This window comes from uncultured Catenibacterium sp. (assembly GCF_900540665.1).
GTDB lineage: Bacteria > Bacillota_I > Bacilli_A > Erysipelotrichales > Coprobacillaceae > Catenibacterium.
Genome location: NZ_UQGV01000003.1, coordinates 1 through 22,167, shown reverse-complemented (window position 1 = coordinate 22,167; position 22,167 = coordinate 1). Strand labels below are relative to the sequence as shown.

Genomic DNA, 22,167 nt, shown 5'->3' with positions numbered 1-22,167 from the left:
TATGAAGAGTAATCAGATCATCAAGAATTTCCTGATTATGTTTGTATGTTATTTGATTGATAGTGTGATTAATTTCTTTATTCCAACTAATATCAATCGTTCTGGTCTTACATTTGTTCCCTGTATTGGGCTGTTGATGTTTTCATTATTAACTGTTACAATTCATGATAAATCTGAAAGATTTTTCTTTGGTGCTGCATGCGGTCTTTATTATAGTGTATGTTATTCAGATTCATTAATGGTCTATATTCTCATTTATTGTGCTATTACTTTTGTAAGAACATATATTTATAGAAATGACAACATTACATGCCTTGAATCAGTAGTGTATGCAGGTCTTATCATTACGTTTAAGGAATTTGTAGTATATTGGCTGATGCTTATTTCACGTTCTACTTATATTGGTATCATTCAGTTTACAACAATGAGATTTATTCCCACATTAGTTATGAATATTATTTTTGCGCCAATAGTATACCTTGTGAACCAGATGTTAATTTACAGAATTTGTTTATATTCACCACTATTACATACAAAAAGAAGAGGGGGGATTAGACAATGATTAAGCTGTATTCTCATAACCAAAAAGCATATAACTTAGCAGTTACTATGCTTGAAGATACTAAAAAAGCAGCCATTGTTCACCCAACAGGTACAGGTAAATCATTCATCGCATTTAAACTATGCGAAGATCATCCTGACCAGACAATCTGTTGGTTATCTCCTTCTGAATATATTTTCTCTACCCAGCTAGAGAATTTATATCAAGCAACTAATGGTTTCAAACCTAATAATATTGTCTTCTTTACTTATGCCAAGCTCATGGGTATGAGTAAAGAAGAGATACAAGCAATACATCCTGACTATATTGTTCTTGATGAATATCATCGTGCTGGAGCTACATATTGGCAAAAGGGTGTAGAACAACTTCTATTTACTTATTCAGATATTCCTGTCTTAGGTTTATCAGCTACAAATATCCGTTATCTAGATAACCAAAGAGATATGGCACAGGAGCTTTTTTATGGAAATATAGCTTCTCAAATGAGTTTAGGTGAAGCAATAGTACGTGGAATATTGAATCCACCTAAATATGTATTATCAATGTATTACTATCAGAATACATTAGAAAAGTATGAAAGAAGAGTAAAGAAAACAAAAAGTAAAGTAGCTAGAGACAATGCTGAAAAATGCTTAGATGAGTTAAGAAGAACATTAGAAAAAGCTGAAGGATTAGATGTCATATTCAAAAAACACATGACTGATTCACATGGTAAATACATAGTGTTCTGTTCCAATAAAGAACATATGGATCAGATGATGAAACATACAGAATGGTTTTCTAAGGTAGATAAAGAACCGCATATGTATTCTGTATATTCTAGTGATCCAGGAGCAGATAAAGCATTTAAGGACTTCAAAGCAGATAATGATAATAATCATCTACGACTTCTTTATTGTATAGATGCATTAAATGAAGGCATCCATGTTGATGATATAAGTGGAGTCATTCTATTAAGACCAACAGTCTCACCAATCGTATATAAACAGCAGATTGGTAGAGCACTGTCTGCAAGCAAGAAAACAAATGCAGTCATCTTTGATATCGTACTAAACATTGAAAACATCTATAGCATTGATTCTATTAAAGAGGAAATGCAAGTAGCTACTTCCTATTATCGTTCTCTAGGAGAAGCAGATCAAATTATCTATGAAAAATTTAAGGTTATTGATGAAGTAAGAAACTGTAGAGAACTATTTGAAAAACTCAATGATGCATTAACTGCAACATGGGATATGTATTATGCAAGTGCTAAACAGTACTACCAAGAGAATGGAAACTTAGAAGTGCCTGCAAGATACATTACTGAAGAAGGTTATGCATTAGGTAGTTGGCTTAATAATCAGAAAGCTATTCGTAAAGGTACTATAGTTGGAAAACTAACTGAAGATCAAATACAAAAGTTAGATTCTATAGGAATGATTTGGGATTCATTAGATTATTTTTGGGAACAGAATTTCAGATTAGCTAAAGAATATTATTTAGCGCATGGAAATCTAGATGTTCCTACTAACTTTAAATCAAAAGATGGGAAGCATCTTGGAAATTGGATATTAAGACAAAGGCAGCTTTATAAAAGTAATTCTTTAACTGATGAACAAATCAAAAAATTAGATTCAATTGGTATGGACTGGATGGATAGAGTAGATCGTGTCTGGGAAAACGGATTTATTGAAGCTAAGAACTATTCAGAAGAATATGGAAACTTAAGTGTTCCTAAGAACTATAGAACTAAAACAGATTTTCCCTTAGGTATATGGATTCAAAGACAAAGAAGTCTTTATAAGAATAATAAGATTTCTGAAGATCGTATTAAGCGACTTACAGATGTAGGTATGAATTGGAATCCAGATAATTGGGAATCTCGTTTTAAATTAGTTAAACAATATTATGAAGAACATGGAACTATCAATATATCTCAAAAAGAAGTTGTCCAAGGTGTATGGCTTGGTAAGTGGATTGTTTCACAGAAGAAAGCTATGCAAGAAGGAAAACTTACTCATGGGCAGAAAGAGATGTTGAAAACACTGCCTATGGAAGAAGTTGGAAGAAAAGACAATCGCTGGTGGTCCATGTATGAAGAAGCTAAGAAGTACTATCTTAAGTTTGGAAATCTCAATATTCCAATGGGCTATCTTACTTCTAGTGGAAAGAAGCTCTCTGACTGGATCATTCGTCAAAGAAGAAACTATAAGCTAGGTAAGATGCCATCAGAACATAAAGAGAAACTGGATGAAATAGGTTTTATCTGGGATTTGAGTAACCCATGGAATAAAGATGCTCAAAGTAACATGAGAATAATGTACTAAGGAGTGTGATGAAATGGGAAATAAATTACTAATTGTAGCCTCAAAGAGATATGGAGACTATGTAAAAGAGATTGCAGAGTCTATGGAATGCTTTGAGAAGATTTCTTTTGTAGATAACGATAGACAAGATGCAATAGGAAGATTAGATGAATTACCAAGCTTCTATCCTGAATACAACTGTGCAATAGCTGCTTGTGATGATGGAGAAGAAAGATTGATGTGGAATAAGAGACTAGAAGAACTATTCAACATTCCAGTCTTATTCCATAAGGATTCTACTATCTCTCCATCATCAAGCTTATTGCCTGGTTCCATTGTAGAACCACGTGCAGTTATAGGCTGTCAAACAACTATAGGTTCATCAGTAGTAGTTGGTGCAGGAACTGTAACAGAACCCAACTGCTTCATAGGTGAAGGTAGCACATTAAGATCAGGAACTATTGTGAAGTCAACAAGCATTGTCGATAAAAATACAGTTACTAATCAGGGAACAGTGCTGTATTTAGAAGATAAGAAGGGAGAATAAATCATGTTTAATGAGAAGAATAAATTTGAAAAGTTTGAATCAAAAGTATGGTTAAGCAGTCCTACTATGCATGGACCAGAAATTGAATATGTTAAGGAAGCATATGAAACAAACTGGATGTCTACTGTAGGTAAGAATATTAATGAAGTAGAAAGAATGGTTTGTGAGTATATGGGTTGTAAACATGCAGTTGCTTTATCATGTGGTACTGCATCTTTACACTTGTCTATGAAACTAGCTGGTCTAGCTGCATATGGTATGCCTAAGGTAGGACATGGTGCATTAGAAGGTAAGAAAGTATTCTGTTCTGATATGACTTTTGATGCAACGGTAAATCCTATTGTATATGAAGGTGGAGAACCAGTATTCATTGATACTGAATATGATACTTGGAATATGGATCCAGTAGCTTTAGAAAAAGCTTTTGAATTATATCCAGATACTAAGGTAGTAGTAATAGCACATCTATATGGTACACCAGGTAAGATTGATGAATTAAATGAAATCATTAATAGACATAATGCAATCTTAGTAGAAGATGCAGCAGAATCTATGGGTGCTACATATAAAGGTGTAGAAACAGGTACATTTGGTAAGTTTAATACTATCTCATTTAATGGTAATAAGATCATTACAGGTAGTGCTGGTGGATGTTTCTTAACAGATGATGAAGAAGCAGCTAATAAAGTACGTAAATGGTCTACACAGGCTAGAGAGAATGCAGCTTGGTATCAGCACGAAGAACTAGGATATAACTATCGTATGAGTAATGTAGTAGCTGGTGTAGTAAGAGGACAGTTACCATATCTAGATGAACATATTGCACAGAAGAAAGCAATCTATGAAAGATATAAAGAAGGTTTTAAAGGATTACCTGTATCTATGAATCCTGTAGATCTAAAAAATAGTGAACCTAACTACTGGTTATCATGTTTAATCATTGATGAAGAAGCAATGTGTAAACAGGTAAGAGGAGAACAGGATGTATGTTATGTAAAGGAACATGGAAAGACTTGTCCTACTGAAATACTAGAAGCTATCGCTTCTATTAATGCAGAAGGACGACCTATATGGAAGCCTATGCATATGCAGCCTATCTATCGTTTGAATCCATTTGTAGGAAGAGATGGTAATGGTAGAGCTAGATCTAATGCCTATATAGAAGGTAGTGTAGCTGATATTGGTATGGATATCTTTAATAGAGGTTTATGTCTACCTAGTGATAACAAGATGACTCCTGATGAGCAGGATAGAATTATTGAAGTGATTAGAAGTTGTTTTGAGTAGGGAGTTATATAAATGTTTAAGGGAAAAAATGGAATATATAACAGATTTTTTAAGAGATTGTTAGATATTATTTGTGCTCTACTCGCAATTATAGTTTTTTGGTGGTTATTTCTAATTATTGCTATTCTAGTGCGTGTGAAGCTAGGTAGTCCGATTATTTTTAAACAAGCTAGACCAGGGAAAATCAATCCTAAAACAGGAAAGGAAAAAACATTCTATCTTTATAAATTTCGATCAATGACGGATGAAAAAGATGAAGATGGTAATCTTCTTTCGGATGATAAAAGACTTACTAAATTCGGAAGAATTCTTAGATCTACATCTATGGATGAACTCCCTGAAGTAATAAATATTTTAAAAGGTGATATGTCAATCATTGGACCAAGACCTCTTTTAGTTGAATATCTTCCTTATTATAGTGAAAGAGAACATCATAGACATGATGTTAGACCAGGACTATCTGGGTGGGCACAGATAAATGGTCGAAATGCAATAGATAGTTGGGAACAACGTTTTGAGTACGATTTAGAATATGTTAATAATGTTTCTTTTTCGTTTGATGTAAAAGTAATTTTTATGACTGTTGGGAAAGTGTTAAAGCGCTCTGATATACAGGTTGGGAGTCAAATTAAAGTTGGACGTTTAGATGATGCGAGAGGAAGAAATACAAAATGTTAGTTCATATTAGAAAGTTTGAAAGAAATGATATTCCAAATAAGGTTGAATGGATTAATAATCCTCAGAATAACAGATTTCTTCATTATGATATTCCTTTAGAAATAGAAAAAACTCAAAGATGGTTTGACTCTAATATAGGGCGAACAGATCGTTATGATGCTGTAATTGAAGCTGATGGTATTCCTTGCGGAACTATTGGACTCCTATCAATTGATCAGAAAAATAGTAAAGCGGAATATTACATTGCAATGGGGGAGACATCGCTAAAAGGAAAAGGAATATCAACAAAGGCTAGTAAGATTTTATTAGATTATGCTTTTAAAGAACTAGGTTTAAATCGCATTTATCTCTATACAGAAATAGAGAATATACCTGCACAGAGATTGTTTGAAAAGTTAGGATTCATCAAAGAAGGATGCGTACGTAACGATATTATCTCACATGGCAAGTATGCTGATCGTTATATTTATGGTCTTCTCAAAAATGACTATTTAAAGGAAGAATAACTATGTGGAATACACCGATTCAACAAATTGAAAAAAATTTATATGTTAAAAGAGATGATTTAGTACCTTATTCTTTTGGAGGCAATAAAGCGAGAAAAGGTTTTCTCTTTTTTGAAGACATTGATAAGGGTAATTATGACTGTGTTGTTACATATGGCAGTAGTCATTCAAACCATTGTCGTATTATAGCTAATATGGCAGTCGAAAGAGGTATGAAGTGCTACATTATTGGTCCGCAAGAAGTTTCGGATGTCACATATAATAGTCGATTTATGGAAATGTTTGGGGCAGAAATTATTACAGTGCCTGTAGAAAAAGTTCACGATACTATAGAAGAAACATTGCAAATATTAAGAGAACAAAGTTGTAAACCATATTTTATTCCTGGCGGTGGACATGGGAATATTGGTACGCAAGCATATGTTGATTGTTATGAAGAAATAAAAGAATATGAGAAAGAAAATGATGTGTTTTTCGACTATATTTTCTTTGCATCTGGAACAGGAACTACACATGCAGGGTTAGTATGTGGGCAAATAAGAAATGGTGATAATCGAAAAATCATCGGTATAAGTATAGCTAGAAAAAATCCAAGAGGTCGAGATGTAGTGCTTGATAGTATTAGAGAATATATGACCGAAGTTGACGAAAAAGTAATTCAAGATAAAACTATTTTCTTAGATCAATATACTGGCGATGGCTATGGTAAAGATAGTTCTGAGATATCCAATATAATTAAAGAAAATATGGTGAAATATGGTATTCCGATGGATAGTACTTATACAGCTAAAGCATTTCTCGGTATGAAGAAATATTTACACACTAAGAACATTATAAACAAAAATGTTTTATTTATTCACACAGGTGGAACACCTCTTTTCTTTGATGATATAGGGAGAATGTAAAATGAAATTGATAAATAAGTTAAATAAAAAGTTACCACCCTTAGCATGGGTAGCAACTATTAACGGAGAAATAACAGAACTTTTTCATGGAGAACACGTTGATGTTAAAGAAAATTTCTTTGTTGAAGGGGCTTGGAGTGGTGAATTTAACAAAGAATTATTTGCAAATGCTGAATGGTTTTGTGGCACGGGGGGGGTATAGAAAATAAAGAAATTTTATTTTCTACACCTACTCATGTTACATATGGTTTGTATATCTTTAAAAAAGAAAATGTAAATTTCGTTAGTAACAGTCTTTATTTATTAATGGCGTTTACTGGATTAAAAATGGATTCAGAATATGCTGGATATGAAATTGATTTAAATAGTATTAGGAAAGGAGTGGATAAATACACAAAAAAGATACGTGTTTTAGAAAACGGGAAAGTTGTTTATGTGAAAGTGATTTATTATGCCAATTTAAGAGTTGGTATTGATGGCCATTATACCGTAGAAAACAAAGAAATATCTGCTCCTTTTGTAAATTTTAAAGATTATTATCAGAAACTTATGCAAGCAATGATTATGTTAAAAGATAATGGTGCTGATAAAAATAGAAATAAGCAATATGGTGTCGTTTCTACAATTAGTAGAGGATATGATGCGACATGTTGTGCAGTTATAGCTAAGAAAATGGGAGCAACAACTGCTTGTACATTCTCACCAAAAGGGAAGCACAAAGAAGATTGTGGAGATAAGATTGCTAAGAAATTGGGATATGAAAATATCATTATAAGAGATAGTGATATTTATATAAAGAATGAAAATTACTTAGAAGCAGAGGTTGTTTGCACAGGTGAGCTTGGATCAGAAATAAGTATGGCTTCTTTTTATGATGTCTTTAATGGAAATATTGTTTTGACAGGAGAAAGAGGAGATTCTATCTGGGATAGAAATGAAGTAAATACAAATGATAGATTTATTTTTGATTCTAGAGATGCTAGTTTAGGAAGTTCTGAAAGAAGACTGTGGGTAGATTATATTTCTTGTCCTTTACCATTATTTGGAGCAACTGCTTGGCCTAGTATAACTAAGATATCTAATAGTGAAGAGATGAAAAAATGGTCATTATTCAATAATTATGATAGACCGATTCCGAGACGAATTGTAGAAGAATCGGGTGTTTTAAGGGAAGAATTTGGAGTAAAAAAACAAGGTGCTGGTTTTAGCTATAGTTATGATTGGAAATCTCGCATTATTAAAAGAATGTCAAAAAAAACTGGAGAGGACTTCAATAATTATTTAAAAAAGAAAAAGAAGTTCCATTTATTTAGTTCTTTATTCTTTTTGTTTAAAGTACGTAATATTTATCTCTCTAGAATTGGACTACATAAAAGTAGTAGTAAAGATTTTTCTGAAATAGAAAATACAACCGTTGTAAGATATTTAGTTCCCTGGGCAGGAGAACATATGATAAATCGCTATAAGAAAGCAATAGAAGAGCAGTGATGGTTTATAGGTAGGAGAAAAATAAATGAATATATTAATTTTAAGTGCAGGTACACGAAATAAAGTAGTTGAATATTTCGTAAAATCATTAGCTGGAAAAGGAAATGTAGTTGCAACAGATATGAGTGAATTAGCACCAGCTATTTATGAAGCTGATAAATACTACATTGTGCCTAGAATGACTGATGTTGGATATTTAGATATCATTCTTAATATTTGTAAGAAGGAAAAGATTGATGGAATTTTAAGTCTTATTGATCCAGAGTTATCGTTATTAGCTAAAAATAACGATAAATTTAAAGCAGTAGGAACTACAGTAATTGGATCATCATATGAATTATGCGAAATGTCTTTAGACAAATATGAAATGTATGAATGGTTAAAAGATCATAATTATAAATGTGCAAAATCATATATGGATAAAGACGAATTCTATGCAGATGTAGAAGCAGGAAAGGCTAATTATCCAGTATTTGTAAAACCTGCTAGAGGTAGTGCGAGTATTGCGATTTCTAAAGTATATGATAAAGAAACAGTAGAATTATTGTTTGCTCATGATGAAGGACTTATGATTCAGGAATATTTAAATGGTCAGGAAATCGGTGCAGATGTTTATATTGATATGGTTTCTGGAGAAATCATTTCAATTTTTACTAAGAAAAAATTAAAGATGAGAGCTGGAGAGACAGATAAAGCAGTATCTTTCAAAGATGATAAGTTATTTGATCTTATTAAGAAGTTTGTATCAGAAGCGGGTTACAGAGGTCAGATTGATATTGATATCTTTGATATTAATGGAGAGTACTATATTTCAGAAGTAAATCCACGTTTTGGAGGAGGATATCCTCATGCATATGAATGTGGTGCTGATCATATGAAACTCATTGTAAATAATCTTGAAGGTAATAAGAATGAAAGTGTTGTAGGTGAAAACTACAACGCGGGAACTTATATGATGAAATACAATGAAATCATGATTAAGTAAAGAGGAGAGAAGTTATGAATGTATTGTTTTTAACAACAGGAAGAATTGATAGTATAGAACAACATTCAATTTATCCCGATTTGCTAAGATATTTTAGGGACCAAGGACATAATGTATATACTGTTGGTTCATATGAAAAAAGAGAAGGAAAAGAAACAGAACTTAAAGAAGACCATGGAGCAAAGATGCTATATGTTAAAATTGGTAATTTAACACAGACCAATTTGATTGAAAAGGGTGTATCTACAGTTAGGGTAGAAAGTCAGTATTTATCAGCAATTAAAAAATACTTCTCTGATGTAAAATTTGATTTAGTTTTATATTCAACTCCTCCTATTACTTTAGTAAAAGTAGTTGAATATGTGAAAAGAAGAGATGGTGCAAAGACATATCTTCTTCTTAAGGACATTTTTCCTCAGAATGCTGTTGATTTAGGAATGATGAGAAAAAATGGGTTAAAAGGATTACTTTATAAATATTTTAGAAAAAAAGAAAAGAATCTGTATAAGGTTTCTGATTATATTGGTTGCATGAGTCAAGCTAATATTGATTATGTAATTAGTCATAATCCAGAGGTGGATCTATCTATTGTAGAAATATGTCCAAATTGTGTTGAGCCATTAGATAAAAGTGTTTCACTGGATAAAAGAATTGCAATTAGAAATAAGTATGATATTCCATTAGACAAGAAAGTATTTATTTATGGTGGTAATCTTGGTAAGCCACAAGGAATTCCGTTTTTGATTGAGTGTCTAAAGAGTCAAAAAGATAACAACAATGTACATTTTGTTGTAGTAGGTTCGGGTACAGAGTACTCAAAGTTAGAGTCTTTTATTAAGGAGTATAAACCTACGAATGTAAAACTTATGAAACGACTTCCAAAAGAAGATTATGACACTATGGTTGGGGCTTGTGATGTAGGGATGATTTTCCTAGATCATAGATTTACTATCCCTAATTTTCCAAGTAGATTACTTTCTTATATGCAAGCAAAGATACCAGTGCTAGCTGTTACTGATTCAAATACGGATATTGGTAATGTAATAGTAGAAGGTGGATTTGGTTGGTGGTGCGAAAGTAATGATGTTAATAATTTTGATAAATTAGTTTCAAAGATTAATCTAGATAAATTAGAAGAACAGAAGGTATTAGAGTATTCTTTTCTCGAAGAAAATTATTCAGTAGAACAAGCATATAATACTATTATGAGTCATTTTGGCATTCAGTCATTATGATAAATTTAATTAGTATTATAAACAATCTTATTAACAATTGCTAGGTTACCAGGAAAGGAAAATTATTGTAAATATAATTTAAAGGTTAAGACATGAAAGTTTTATTAATTAATGCTGTTTGCGGAATAAGATCAACAGGACGCATTTGTATGGATATAGCAAATGCATATATAGAAAGAGGAAATGAAGTTAAGATTGCATATGGTAGAGCTGATGTTCCTGATGAATATCAGAAATATGCTATCAGAATTGGTAATTCTTTAGATGTTGGACTACATGCTTTTATGTCTAAAGTTTTTGGAGATAGAGGTTATTGTAGTAAACATGCTACAGCTAGATTTCTCGAGTGGGCAGACAAATTTAATCCAGATGTTTTATGGCTTCATAATATACATGATTATTATATTAATATTGAGATGTTATTTAAGTGGATAAAAAATAGACCAAATATGCAAGTTAAGTGGACTCACCATGATTGTTGGGCTTTCACTGGTTATTGTTCATATTTTTCACATATTGGATGTGAGAAATGGAAAAATGAATGTTCTAATTGTTATTATTCTCAAAATAAACATGAACCTTTTTTTGATCAAACAAAGAGGAATTACTATAAAAACAAGGAGTTATTTACTAATGTAAAAAATATGACAATGATAACACCATCTCAGTGGCTTGCTGATTTGCTAAAAGAAAGTTTTTTACAAGAATATGATGTAAAGGTTATACATAACAGAATAGATACTACAATTTTTAAACCAACTATAAGTGATTTTAGAACAAAGCATAAATTAGAAAATAAATACATTTTACTTGGTGTAGCGTGTCCTTGGAGTGAAAGAAAAGGTTTTTCTGATTTTATTAAAATGGCTGATTTGTTACCTAATGATTATGTAGTTGTTTTGGTAGGAGTTGATGATTCCAAAAAGAAAAATTTACCAAAAAATGTAATTGGTATTTCCAAAACAGATAGTCCTAAAGAACTTGCTGAGATATACACAGCAGCGGATATTTTCTTGAATTTAACATATGAGGACAATTATCCAACTACAAATCTAGAAGCTCAAGCTTGCGGTACTCCAGTTATTACATATAAAACCGGAGGAAGCCCTGAAAGTGTTCCTAAAAACAATGTATTTTTGCAAGGCGATATAAAAGGGATAATTGAGAAGGTTATTAAGAGAGAATATGATTGTGCACTAGCATTAAAAGAGGATATAAATTGGAATGAAATATTATAAGAATGGGGTGACAAAATGAAAGTGTTAGAGATAATGGGATCATTACATCGTGGTGGTGCAGAAACTATGATTATGAATTATTATAGGGCATTTGATAAAGAAAAGTGTCAAATGGATTTTGTTATTCATGATAGATTTGAAAATGATTACTATGATGAGGCAATATCTTTAGGTGCTAAGGTGATAGAATTAAAGACTCCTGGAACGGTAGGGGCTGTTAAATATATACAAAATTTAATTGAAGTTATTCAAAAGAATGGACCTTATGATGCAATTCATATACAGACTGATTATCAAGCTTTTCTTTCGGTTATAGCAGCAAAATTTTCACATATAAAAAATATAATAGTACATTCACATAATACTTTTTTTTCCAAAAGAATGAAGTTTATAAATAGAATCGTTTTTTCCGTTTTTAGTGTGCAAAGAGTAGCGTGTGGGCGAGAGGCAGGAAAAGCTTTCTTTGGTAATAAGGACTTTATAATATTAAATAATGCTATAGATATTGAAAAGTTTAGAAAGTTTAATGAGGTCGAATGCAAAAAAAACAAGCATAAAATTTTTGGTGATGCACAGGTTATAGGGCATTTAGGCAGATTTAATAAACAAAAGAACCACGATTTTATTATTGATTTGGCACAAAGTTTATTAAATACAAATGAAAATATTGTAATTGCTTGTTATGGTGAAGGAGAAGAAGAAGTTAGGATAAAGAATATCGTAAAAGAAAGAGGACTCTCTAACATTATTTTTATGGGAGTGACTAATGATGTGGTTTCTGTTTATCATATGTTCGATATTTTTATTCTTCCTTCTCTATTTGAGGGATTTCCAGTGACGTTAATTGAATCTCAATTAACGGGTGTTTATTCTCTTACGTCTGATAAAGTAAGTCATGAATGTGATTTGGGATTTAATGCACTTAAATTTTTGCCCTTAGATGTATCTGTTTGGAAACATGAAATCTTAGAATATTTGAAATCGAATACTAAGAAAAAAAATCCAACAATTGAAAATATAGATGAGTTTGATGTTAATGTTCAATGGAAAAAGTTATATCAAATTTATAAAGGTGAATATAGCGAATAGAATGGAGGAAAATATGAAACTTTTAATGATTACTTCAAGAAACATTGATAAAAATGGTGGAGAAAATGCATTGATAATAGGTCGTCATACGTCTCTTTTCAAGGAGTATGGAATAGAAACTGACGTAATTTTTTTCCATAAAGATACAACAAAAGAGTATGGTAATAATTATTCAGGTATTAAATTTATTAGCTGCACTGAAGAAAATAAATATACAAAAATTAAGCAACTAATATCAACTGGCCAATATCAAGGAATTGTTTCATCTGGATTCTATGATAATGAGTTTGTTAAATTTGTTCGACTAATGAAAGAAAGGTATAATTTAGCTTACATATTAGATATACATGCCACTATTAAAGAAATATATGAGTATTGTATTCCAGATTTGTATCATATTATTGGAACTAGATATTTATATTTGCTAAAAAGAAGACGATTAATTAAAACATTAAAAATAATAGATTATGCATTCGTTGTTTCAGAAACTGAGATAGAAGAAACTAATAGATATTATAAAAATAATAATATTAAGTATCTTCTTGTTAGGTGTGGTTGCTATGATACCCTAAATGTGGAGGTTTATTACAAAACTAGAGAAGAATATAGAAAGCATTTAGAAATAGATAACGATGCTTTAGCATTTGTTTATTCTGGATCAAAAGACAGATGGCAAAAATTTGAAGAAACTCTTAAAACTTTTAAAATGATTAAGGAGACTGGCATAAAATGCAAATTTGCATTTTATATGAATTTATCTGAAGAAGATAAACATAATATTAATGAGGAACTAGGAAAAGAAAACGTAACTATTAGATGGGTTGCTCCTGAACAAATGAAAAAAGAATTGATGGCATATGATGTAGGAATGCTACTTAGAGATTCCAATTGGACTAACAAGGTTGCGTTTCCAAATAAATATTCTGATTATATTGCTAGTGGGTTGCATTTATGCGTATCTAAAGCTTTAACAGATCCTTATAAAATAGCTTTAAATTACAAATTAAAACTAGTGGATTTGACAAACATTGAAAAATCACTTGAAGAAATTCAATATGAAAGAAAAAATGAACTTGATAATTATCTGCAAATGTGTAAAAAAATTATAGATAATGAATTGTTATATGATATTCAAGTGAAGAATAATTGTAAATCACTTTATCAGTGCTTAAAAGTTATAGAAAAGGACTCATATAATGAATAGATTTTTGTTTAGTTGGTTAATAATTATAGCAATTTTAACATCTGTTTTATATCATACGTTTAAAGGATTATTGAAAACTAAGAGGCAGAAAGTTCCTTTATTATGCATTTTTATATCTACTTTTATTTATTCTGGAATAGGTATTTGTTATGAAAAAGTTAATAAGGTTTATCTGATATATTACATAATTTTTTTGGCAAGTATAGCAATTACGTATACTTTTTTAGTTACGAATAATACAAGAATTTTATTAAATACTAATAGGAAATATAAATTCAGATGCATTGATGATGTTAATTTCTGGTCTAGCAAGAATACAAAAATGATTTTCAAATATGTAGTTTGTCTATATGTTGGATTACGCATTTTAAGCTTAATTTATCCTGTAAATAGATTATCAAATTTTTCTCTTGTATTTAATAGTGAAAATAATCTTGCTAATTTAAATGGGACTAATGCTTCTTTTATAGGTGTGATATCTACTTGGATACAACCATTATATTTAATTGGTTTATATTATGTTTGCACTAAAGTGAAACAGGTAGCATTTTTCTTGGGGTTAGATCAATTTGTTACGTTAATAACAACTGGATATTTATCAAGATATCGAATTATCGTTATTATTATAATTTGTTTATTTTTATTTTTTAACGATGATTTAAACGATAAATATATTTCTTTATCAAAAAAAAGGAAGCGAATAGTTTTTTCGCTATTAATACTTATGCCGATAGTCATATATGTGATGTTGGCAATGATGGAGTTAAGAATATCTGGAAGTGCTACATTTACTATAAGCGATTTAATTACTTCAGAGATAGGATATCCTTTGCAATATGATAAGATTTTCTGTATGGCTCCAATCTCAACAGCTTCTGATTTCTTTTTGCAATTACTTGATTCCTTTGTACCTATTATTCCAACACCGATATATCATATGGATTTAAATGTGGACTTTTCAATAAGATATTTAGGATATGGTTTAGATGTTTCATGGTTTTCAGTTATGCTTCCAAGTGTTTTAGGAGAAAGTGTTTTAATATTTGGTAAGTATTTATTTTGGATACATGGTATAGTTATTGGCTGTTTATGTGCATTAATATATAAAGTGGTTCGAGAAAATAAGTGCGTTGTTATTTTATTTTATCATTATTTAACTTGTATTCTTACGACCGGTAGAGCAGGATACGAACAATTATCTCAAAGTATTTTATTAAATTACGTTTTCTTAGTTGGTGGAATTTATATCATACGTAGAATTTCTTATCGATTTAAATATAGAAGGAGAATACAAGATGAATGATAAAAAAAATTATTTTTCAGCATTATTACTACAGATATTCACTATGATTTCTGGGTTGATATTACCAAGGCTGATGATATCAACGTTAGGATCTGAAGTAAATGGATTGTGTTCATCGATTAATCAATTCTTATCGTTTATTACATTATTAGAAGGTGGGTTAGGTGCTGTAGTTTTAGCAGAACTATATATTCCTATAGCTAATCAAGACGATTATGGGATAAAAAGAATTTTATGTGCGTGTCAAAATTTCTTTGAAAAATTATCTTTAGTATTTTTGGCTTATACGTTAATAATCTCAATAATCTATCCAATATTTTGGGCAAAATCCTTCAGTTTTACATACACTGCGACATTAATATGGATACTAAGTATATCTACACTAGTGCAATATATGTTTGCAATTACAAACAAACTTTTACTACAGGCGTTCCAAAAAATATATATTGTAAATTACATATCAACCTTTGCAACAGTAATAAATTTAATATTAGCTGTTATTGTGATATATATATATCCTGAAGTTCATCTTATAAAACTAGTATCAGCGTGTATTTATTTAATACAACCATTTTTATATAGAAGGTACATTGATAAAAAGTATCTCTTAAATAAATCCGATAAAAGTAAAGAAAGAAATACAGCTTTAAAAAACAGATGGAGTGGTTTTGCACAGAATTTAGCATATTTTATTAATATGAATACTGATGTTGCTGTATTGACAATTTTTATGAGTTTATCAGACGTTAGTGTATATTCAATCTATATGCTAGCTGTTGTAGCTTTAAGGGCAATAATTATAAGTTTAAGCAATAGTTATCAAGGCGCGCTTGGTAAATATTATGCTGAAGGCAATATAGTGGAATTAAAAAGCAAATTTGAAAAATTTGAAAAACAATTTTGGATAATTAGTATGGTTTTATTTTTCACATGTTTATTATTGATAAACTTTTTTGTTAAATTATATACATCTGGAGTTAATGATGCTAATTACTCACAACCATTATTTGCATGTATTATGGTTGTAGCTAATTTGCTTTATTGTATCCGCGAACCATATAGATTACTTGTTTTAGCTACAGGGAGATTCAAAGAAACAAATTTCGGAGCTATAATGGAAGCATTTTTGAATTTTGTTATTTCTGTTGTATTAGTAAATCGAATGGGGTTAGTAGGTGTAGCAATAGGAACTTTCATAGCAATATTATATCGTTTTTTGTATTTTATTTGGTATTTGAAGAAGGACATAATATTTAAAAAGTACAAAGAATATACTGCATTATTTACTACGTTATTGATTTTATTGCTAATAAATATGAGAGTATATTATACAAACATAATAAATATAGATTCATTTATAGAATTTATAATATTTGGATGTATTACACTTGTCTTAGAAGTAATTATAACCATAGGAATTGGTTATATTTCAGATAAACTATGCAATTTTATTATTAGGAGAGGATAAAAATGAAAAAAATTATGCTAGTTTTCGGAACACGTCCTGAAGCAATTAAGATGTGTCCATTAGTTAATGAGTTAAAAAAAAGAAAAAATATCGATACAATAGTTTGTGTTACTGGACAACATAGACAGATGTTAGATCAAGTTTTAGAAACATTCAATGTGGTTCCTGATTACGATTTATCAATTATGAAAGATAAACAAACGTTGTTTGATATTACCACAAATATCTTGAACAAAATTAAAAAAGTACTGGAAGACGCTAAACCAGATGTTGTGTTGGTTCATGGTGATACCTCTACTACATTTGTTACAGCATTAGCATGTTATTATTTGAAAATTCCAATTGGTCATGTTGAAGCCGGACTTAGAACATATGACATATATTCACCTTTTCCAGAAGAGTTTAATAGGCAAGCGGTTTCTATAATATCTAATTATAATTTTGCTCCTACCCCTAAAGCTAAAGAAAATTTAATTAGTGAAGGTAAAGATGAAAATAAAATTTGGATTACTGGAAATACTGTTATTGATGCTTTAAAAACGACGGTTAAAGAAAATTATACGCATCCTGAACTTGAGTGGGCTAAGGATAGTCGCTTAATTTTTATTACAGCCCACAGAAGAGAGAATTTAGGACAACCAATGCATAATATGTTTAGAGCTATTCGTCGTGTGATGGATGAGCATCCTGATGTTAAAGCACTGTATCCAATCCATATGAATCCTATAGTACGTAGGGCTGCTGAGGAAGAGTTAGGAGGATGTGATAGAATACATATTATCAATCCGGTTGAAGTATTTGACTGCCATAATATAATGGCTAAATCATATTTGATTTTAACTGATTCAGGAGGTATACAAGAGGAGGCACCTTCACTAGGCAAGCCTGTGCTTGTTATGCGTGATACAACAGAAAGGCCAGAAGGAATTGCTGCTGGAACTTTAAAGTTGGTAGGTACAGATGAGGAAGTAATTTATAACAATTTTAAAGAATTATTAGAAAATGAAGAGATGTATAAAAAGATGTCACACGCAAATAATCCATATGGAGATGGAAAAGCATGTGAACGTATTGCAGATATTTTGGAGGTAGGACATGTCACTTTTTAAAGGAAAAACATTAATGATTACTGGAGGAACAGGATCATTCGGAAACGTAGTATTAAATCGTTTCCTAAAAACAGATATCGGGGAAATCCGCGTATTTTCAAGAGATGAGAAGAAACAGGATGATATGCGTCATGACTTTCAGGTAAGAATGCCTGAAGTTGCTGATAAGATCAAGTTTTACATCGGAGATGTAAGGGACTTGCAGTCATGTAAGAACGCAATGCATGGAGTAGACTACATCTTCCATGCAGCGGCATTAAAGCAGGTTCCATCATGCGAATTCTTCCCAATGGAAGCAGTAAAGACAAACATTATCGGTACTGATAATGTCTTAACTGCAGCTATTGAAGAAGGTGTAGAAGCAGTTATCTGTCTATCAACAGATAAGGCTGCTTATCCAATTAATGCCATGGGTAAATCTAAGTCATTAGAAGAATCTGTAGCCATTGCTAAATCAAGATACAGTGGTAAGACAAAAATCTGCTGTACTAGATATGGCAACGTTATGTGTTCTAGAGGATCAGTCATTCCTCTATGGATTGACCAGATTAAGGCAGGTAACCCTATCACAGTTACTGAACCTAATATGACAAGATTTATCATGTCTCTTGAAGAAGCAGTAGACCTAGTACTATATGCATTTGAACATGGAGAAAACGGTGATCTATTAATCATGAAGGCACCTGCATGTTCTATTGGCTTACAGGCAGAAGCAGTATGTGAAATGTTTGGTGGAAACAAGGATGATATCAAGGTCATTGGTATTCGTCATGGTGAGAAGATGTATGAAACTCTTCTTACAAATGAAGAATGCGCTAAGGCTATTGATCTTGGAGGATTTTATCGTGTTCCTGCCGATAACCGTGGTTTGAATTACGATAAGTATTTCAAAGATGGCGATGTAGAACGTAATAAGCTTACGGAATTCAATTCAAATAACACTAAGCTTCTAAACAAGGAAGAAATCATCGAGAAGATGATGCAGCTTGACTACATCAAGGAAAGACTTACTGAAGAATAAGATGAAAAGAATAGTGATTCTTGGCTCTGGAGGATATGGAAGAACAGTATATGACGTTGCGGAACAGTTAGGTTACTCAATTACTGTTCTTGATGACTGTGACAGAGAACATCCACTTGATTCATTTTCTCTTTATATAAAGAATGATGTTGAATTCATTCCTGCTTTTGGAAACAATGAATTCCGCCTTGGCTGGCTTGAAAGAATAGAGAAAGCAGGTGGCAAGCCTGCCACTCTGGTTCACCCATCAGCTTATGTATCACCAAGAGCATATGTCTCTGAAGGATGTGTCATCCTTCCAGGTGCGATTATTAATACTGGAACTAGGATAGGAAAAGGATGTATCATTAATCTAGGGGCTACCGTAGATCATGATGTCATAATTGAGGATGGTGTACATTTATGTGTAAGATGCATTATTAAGGGTGAAAACAGAATTTCACGCTGTGAGAAGATTGAAGCAGGAGAAATCATAGAACGAGCTACAAGGAAGTAGCTTTCTTAAGGGAGAGATATTGTAATGGTAGAACATAAATTTAAATGGAAGAATGACGGTCGTACAAAGGTGATGATTGGATGTGGAACACGTCCAGAAATCATCCGTCTTGCAGCTGTTATTAAGAGATGCAGAGAATACTTTGATTGCTGTGTCGTATACTATAATCAGAACTGGGATAGAAACCTATCTACAGTATTCTGGGAAGACTTTGAACTGAAGAATACATTTGGAGAATTTGGACCTGATATTCTTGTACCAGTAGTAGGAGATAATCTAGGTGTTACCTGCGGTAACATCTTAGGAAGAAGTTATGAATTATTAAGTGAACTCCAGCCAGATGGATATCTTGTACTTGGAGATACAAACTCATGTCTATCTGCAATCTCTGCAAAGAGACTGCATATTCCACTATTCCACATGGAAGCAGGAAACAGATGCAAGGATGAATGTCTTCCAGAAGAGACTAATAGACGTATCGTAGATGTTATCTCAGATGTAAATCTATGCTACTCTGAATTCGCGCGTAAGTACCTGGCTGATACAGGATTACCTAAGGAAAGAACATATATGACAGGTTCTCCTATGGCAGAAGTATTACGCATGAACCTGGACAAGATCCAGAAGAGTGATGTATTAGATAGACTAGGCTTAGAAAAGGATAAGTATATCCTACTATCAGCACATCGTGAAGAGAACATCGATTCAGAAAAGAACTTCCTAAGCCTCTTCACTGCAATTAATGCATTAGCTGAAAAATATGATATGCCAATCTTATATTCATGTCATCCAAGAAGTAAACACAGACTTGAAAAAAGTGGGTTCAAATTAGATCCAAGAGTAAGAGTCAATGAGCCACTAGGATTCAATGACTACAATAAATTACAGATGAATGCTTTAGCTATCGTATCTGATTCAGGTACATTACCTGAAGAAAGCTCATTCTATCTATCAATTGGTCATCCAATCGCTGCAGTATGTATTCGTACATCTACAGAAAGACCAGAAGCATTAGAAGCAGGAGATTTCATTTTAGCTGGTATCACTACTAAGGAACTTCTTAATGCGACAGATATGGCCATTGAAATGAAGCAGAAGGGTGTACTAGGTAAGCCATGTCCTGACTATGTAGATGAAACAGTATCCATGAAGGTAGTACGCATCATCCAGGGCTATGTGAATGTAGTAAACAAGATGGTCTGGAGAAAAGACCAGTAAAATAACAAGGGCAGGTGCTTTATTAACTGCACCTGCCCTTAAATCATAGAAGGGAGATATTAATATGAATATACTAGTTACCGGTGCAAAGGGAATGGTAGGAACTGCACTAGTAAATAACCTAAAGAATATAAGAGACGGCAAGAATAGAACTAGAGATATAGAAATCAATGAAATCTATGAATATGATATCGACAGTACAGAAGAAGAATTAGATGAATACTGTGCCAAGGCTGATTTCGTATTTAATCTAGCAGGAGTCAATCGTCCAGAGAATACAGAAGACTTCATGAAAGGAAACTTCGGTTTTGCATCAAAGCTTCTTGATACATTGAAGAAGCACAGCAACAAGGCACCAATCATGCTTTCATCTTCAGTACAGGCAACTCTAGCTGGTAGATTTGGAAACAGCGAATACGGAAGAAGCAAGAAGGCAGGAGAAGAGCTGTTCTTTGAATACAGTGAAGAAACAGGAGCACCTGTCTATGTATACCGATTTGTGAATCTTATGGGACACAGCCGTCCTAAATATAATTCAGCTATCTCAACATTCTGCTGGGCAGTAGCGAATGATGAAGAATTCACAGTCAATGACAGAAGTACTGAACTAGAAGTATTATACATTGATGACTTAGTAGAAGGCATGTTTGATCTTCTAGAAGGCAAGGAAAAGCACTGTGAGTTTGATGGAGTAGATTCAGTACTTGATGATAATGGTCGCTATTGCTGTGTACCAGTTACGCATAAGGCAACACTAGGTGAGATTGTAGATCTATTAGAAGAATTCAAGTCACAGCCTGTATCACTCATGATGCCTAAGTGTCCTGATGGATCATTTGCGAAGAAGCTCTTTAGTCTATATCTTAGCTATCTTCCTACAGACAAGTTCAAGTATGCAATGAAGATGAACTGTGATGAGAGAGGTTCATTCACTGAACTAGTTCATACAGAAGACTGCGGTCAGGTAAGCATCAACATCAGCAAGCCAGGCATCACAAAAGGACAACACTGGCACAACAGCAAGTGGGAGCAGTTCATAGTAGTACATGGACACGGACTCATTCAGGAACGTAATATCAATACTGGAGAGACAGTAGATTTTGAAGTGTCAGGAGACAAGATTGAAGCAATCTATATGATTCCAGGATGGACTCATAACATCATCAATCTATCTGATACAGAAGACTTAGTTACAGTCATGACATGTAATGAAATATTTGATCCAGGACATCCTGATACTTTCTTTGAGAAAGTTTAAATTATAGTGTTAAGAAAAAGAGCAAAAAGTAAAGTAAATCATAAAGGATAGAGAAATTCGATTTGAATTTCTCTATCCTTTTTTTGTGCGAATTTAGTACCATCTCAATTATTGCTTGCTATATATAAACCTCATATTTTCCATCCTCAGCATCTGTGATATAATATCATTAAATATGTTATAAAATGTTATTAATGTTACAAAATAACACTAAAATTGTAAGCGCTAAATTATATAGTGTACCTAAAAAGGACGATTAAATCACATTTTCGATTTAATCGT

At 32.0% G+C, this 22,167-nt stretch carries 21 protein-coding genes; all 21 read left to right on the top strand.

What is annotated here, in order from left to right:
* Nucleotide 1 precedes the first annotated feature (1 nt).
* The 21 genes from QZQ55_RS01015 to QZQ55_RS00915 all read left to right on the top strand — a co-directional run bounded on the left by QZQ55_RS01015 (nucleotide 2) and on the right by QZQ55_RS00915 (nucleotide 21,885).
* Nucleotides 2-562, top strand: a complete 561-nt coding sequence (locus QZQ55_RS01015) for a hypothetical protein (RefSeq protein WP_295088788.1) — start codon at nucleotides 2-4, stop codon at nucleotides 560-562.
* Nucleotides 559-2,871, top strand: a complete 2,313-nt coding sequence (locus QZQ55_RS01010) for a Helicase associated domain protein (RefSeq protein ID WP_295088785.1) — start codon at nucleotides 559-561, stop codon at nucleotides 2,869-2,871. The genes QZQ55_RS01015 and QZQ55_RS01010 overlap by 4 nt, the downstream gene beginning before the upstream one ends.
* Nucleotides 2,872-2,884: 13 nt before the next feature.
* Nucleotides 2,885-3,397, top strand: coding sequence for a hypothetical protein (locus tag QZQ55_RS01005; protein WP_295088781.1), 513 nt, complete (start codon nucleotides 2,885-2,887; stop codon nucleotides 3,395-3,397).
* Between the two features lie 3 nt (nucleotides 3,398-3,400).
* Complete coding sequence (locus QZQ55_RS01000; protein WP_295088780.1) at nucleotides 3,401-4,684, top strand: DegT/DnrJ/EryC1/StrS aminotransferase family protein; 1,284 nt, start codon at nucleotides 3,401-3,403, stop codon at nucleotides 4,682-4,684.
* Nucleotides 4,685-4,696: 12 nt separating this feature from the next.
* Nucleotides 4,697-5,362: a sugar transferase gene (locus QZQ55_RS00995; RefSeq protein ID WP_295088779.1), complete on the top strand. Its 666-nt coding sequence runs from the start codon at nucleotides 4,697-4,699 to the stop codon at nucleotides 5,360-5,362.
* Entirely contained in the window at nucleotides 5,356-5,868 is a 513-nt protein-coding gene (locus tag QZQ55_RS00990; RefSeq protein WP_295088777.1) for a GNAT family N-acetyltransferase, read from the top strand. The genes QZQ55_RS00995 and QZQ55_RS00990 overlap by 7 nt, the downstream gene beginning before the upstream one ends.
* A gap of 2 nt (nucleotides 5,869-5,870) precedes the next feature.
* Nucleotides 5,871-6,773: a 1-aminocyclopropane-1-carboxylate deaminase/D-cysteine desulfhydrase gene (locus QZQ55_RS00985; RefSeq protein WP_295088775.1), complete on the top strand. Its 903-nt coding sequence runs from the start codon at nucleotides 5,871-5,873 to the stop codon at nucleotides 6,771-6,773.
* 1 nt (nucleotide 6,774) lies between these two features.
* Nucleotides 6,775-6,975 carry a hypothetical protein gene (locus QZQ55_RS00980; protein ID WP_295088773.1) on the top strand — a complete coding sequence of 67 codons (201 nt, stop codon included), beginning with the start codon at nucleotides 6,775-6,777 and terminating at the stop codon, nucleotides 6,973-6,975.
* 104 nt (nucleotides 6,976-7,079) lie between these two features.
* Nucleotides 7,080-8,261, top strand: a complete 1,182-nt coding sequence (locus QZQ55_RS00975) for a hypothetical protein (protein WP_295088771.1) — start codon at nucleotides 7,080-7,082, stop codon at nucleotides 8,259-8,261.
* Between the two features lie 25 nt (nucleotides 8,262-8,286).
* The gene (locus QZQ55_RS00970) at nucleotides 8,287-9,246 is read left to right on the top strand and encodes an ATP-grasp domain-containing protein (RefSeq protein ID WP_295088769.1); all 960 of its coding nucleotides are present in this window, start codon (nucleotides 8,287-8,289) and stop codon (nucleotides 9,244-9,246) included.
* Between the two features lie 14 nt (nucleotides 9,247-9,260).
* A complete protein-coding gene (locus tag QZQ55_RS00965) occupies nucleotides 9,261-10,481 on the top strand; it encodes a glycosyltransferase family 4 protein (protein ID WP_295088767.1) in 1,221 nt (406 codons plus the stop codon).
* Nucleotides 10,482-10,573: 92 nt separating this feature from the next.
* Nucleotides 10,574-11,719: a glycosyltransferase gene (locus tag QZQ55_RS00960; RefSeq protein WP_295088764.1), complete on the top strand. Its 1,146-nt coding sequence runs from the start codon at nucleotides 10,574-10,576 to the stop codon at nucleotides 11,717-11,719.
* Nucleotides 11,720-11,734: 15 nt separating this feature from the next.
* Nucleotides 11,735-12,808 carry a glycosyltransferase gene (locus tag QZQ55_RS00955; protein ID WP_295088761.1) on the top strand — a complete coding sequence of 358 codons (1,074 nt, stop codon included), beginning with the start codon at nucleotides 11,735-11,737 and terminating at the stop codon, nucleotides 12,806-12,808.
* A gap of 13 nt (nucleotides 12,809-12,821) precedes the next feature.
* Nucleotides 12,822-14,012, top strand: coding sequence for a hypothetical protein (locus QZQ55_RS00950; protein ID WP_295088759.1), 1,191 nt, complete (start codon nucleotides 12,822-12,824; stop codon nucleotides 14,010-14,012).
* Nucleotides 14,005-15,315, top strand: a complete 1,311-nt coding sequence (locus tag QZQ55_RS00945) for a hypothetical protein (RefSeq protein WP_295088756.1) — start codon at nucleotides 14,005-14,007, stop codon at nucleotides 15,313-15,315. Before QZQ55_RS00950 ends, QZQ55_RS00945 begins: the two co-directional genes overlap by 8 nt.
* Nucleotides 15,308-16,783 (top strand): lipopolysaccharide biosynthesis protein, encoded by a 1,476-nt coding sequence (locus QZQ55_RS00940; protein WP_295088753.1) that lies wholly within the window; start codon nucleotides 15,308-15,310, stop codon nucleotides 16,781-16,783. Before QZQ55_RS00945 ends, QZQ55_RS00940 begins: the two co-directional genes overlap by 8 nt.
* A 2-nt stretch (nucleotides 16,784-16,785) precedes the next feature.
* Nucleotides 16,786-17,892: a non-hydrolyzing UDP-N-acetylglucosamine 2-epimerase gene (gene wecB / locus QZQ55_RS00935; RefSeq protein WP_295088750.1), complete on the top strand. Its 1,107-nt coding sequence runs from the start codon at nucleotides 16,786-16,788 to the stop codon at nucleotides 17,890-17,892.
* The gene (locus QZQ55_RS00930; RefSeq protein ID WP_295088747.1) at nucleotides 17,879-18,913 is read left to right on the top strand and encodes a polysaccharide biosynthesis protein; all 1,035 of its coding nucleotides are present in this window, start codon (nucleotides 17,879-17,881) and stop codon (nucleotides 18,911-18,913) included. Before wecB ends, QZQ55_RS00930 begins: the two co-directional genes overlap by 14 nt.
* Before the next feature lies 1 nt (nucleotide 18,914).
* The gene (locus QZQ55_RS00925) at nucleotides 18,915-19,409 is read left to right on the top strand and encodes a hypothetical protein (RefSeq protein ID WP_295088744.1); all 495 of its coding nucleotides are present in this window, start codon (nucleotides 18,915-18,917) and stop codon (nucleotides 19,407-19,409) included.
* Between the two features lie 24 nt (nucleotides 19,410-19,433).
* Nucleotides 19,434-20,627: a UDP-N-acetyl glucosamine 2-epimerase gene (locus tag QZQ55_RS00920; RefSeq protein ID WP_295088741.1), complete on the top strand. Its 1,194-nt coding sequence runs from the start codon at nucleotides 19,434-19,436 to the stop codon at nucleotides 20,625-20,627.
* A 64-nt stretch (nucleotides 20,628-20,691) separates the two neighbouring features.
* Complete coding sequence (locus QZQ55_RS00915) at nucleotides 20,692-21,885, top strand: NAD-dependent epimerase/dehydratase family protein (RefSeq protein ID WP_295088738.1); 1,194 nt, start codon at nucleotides 20,692-20,694, stop codon at nucleotides 21,883-21,885.
* The last annotated feature ends 282 nt before the right edge of the window (nucleotides 21,886-22,167 follow it).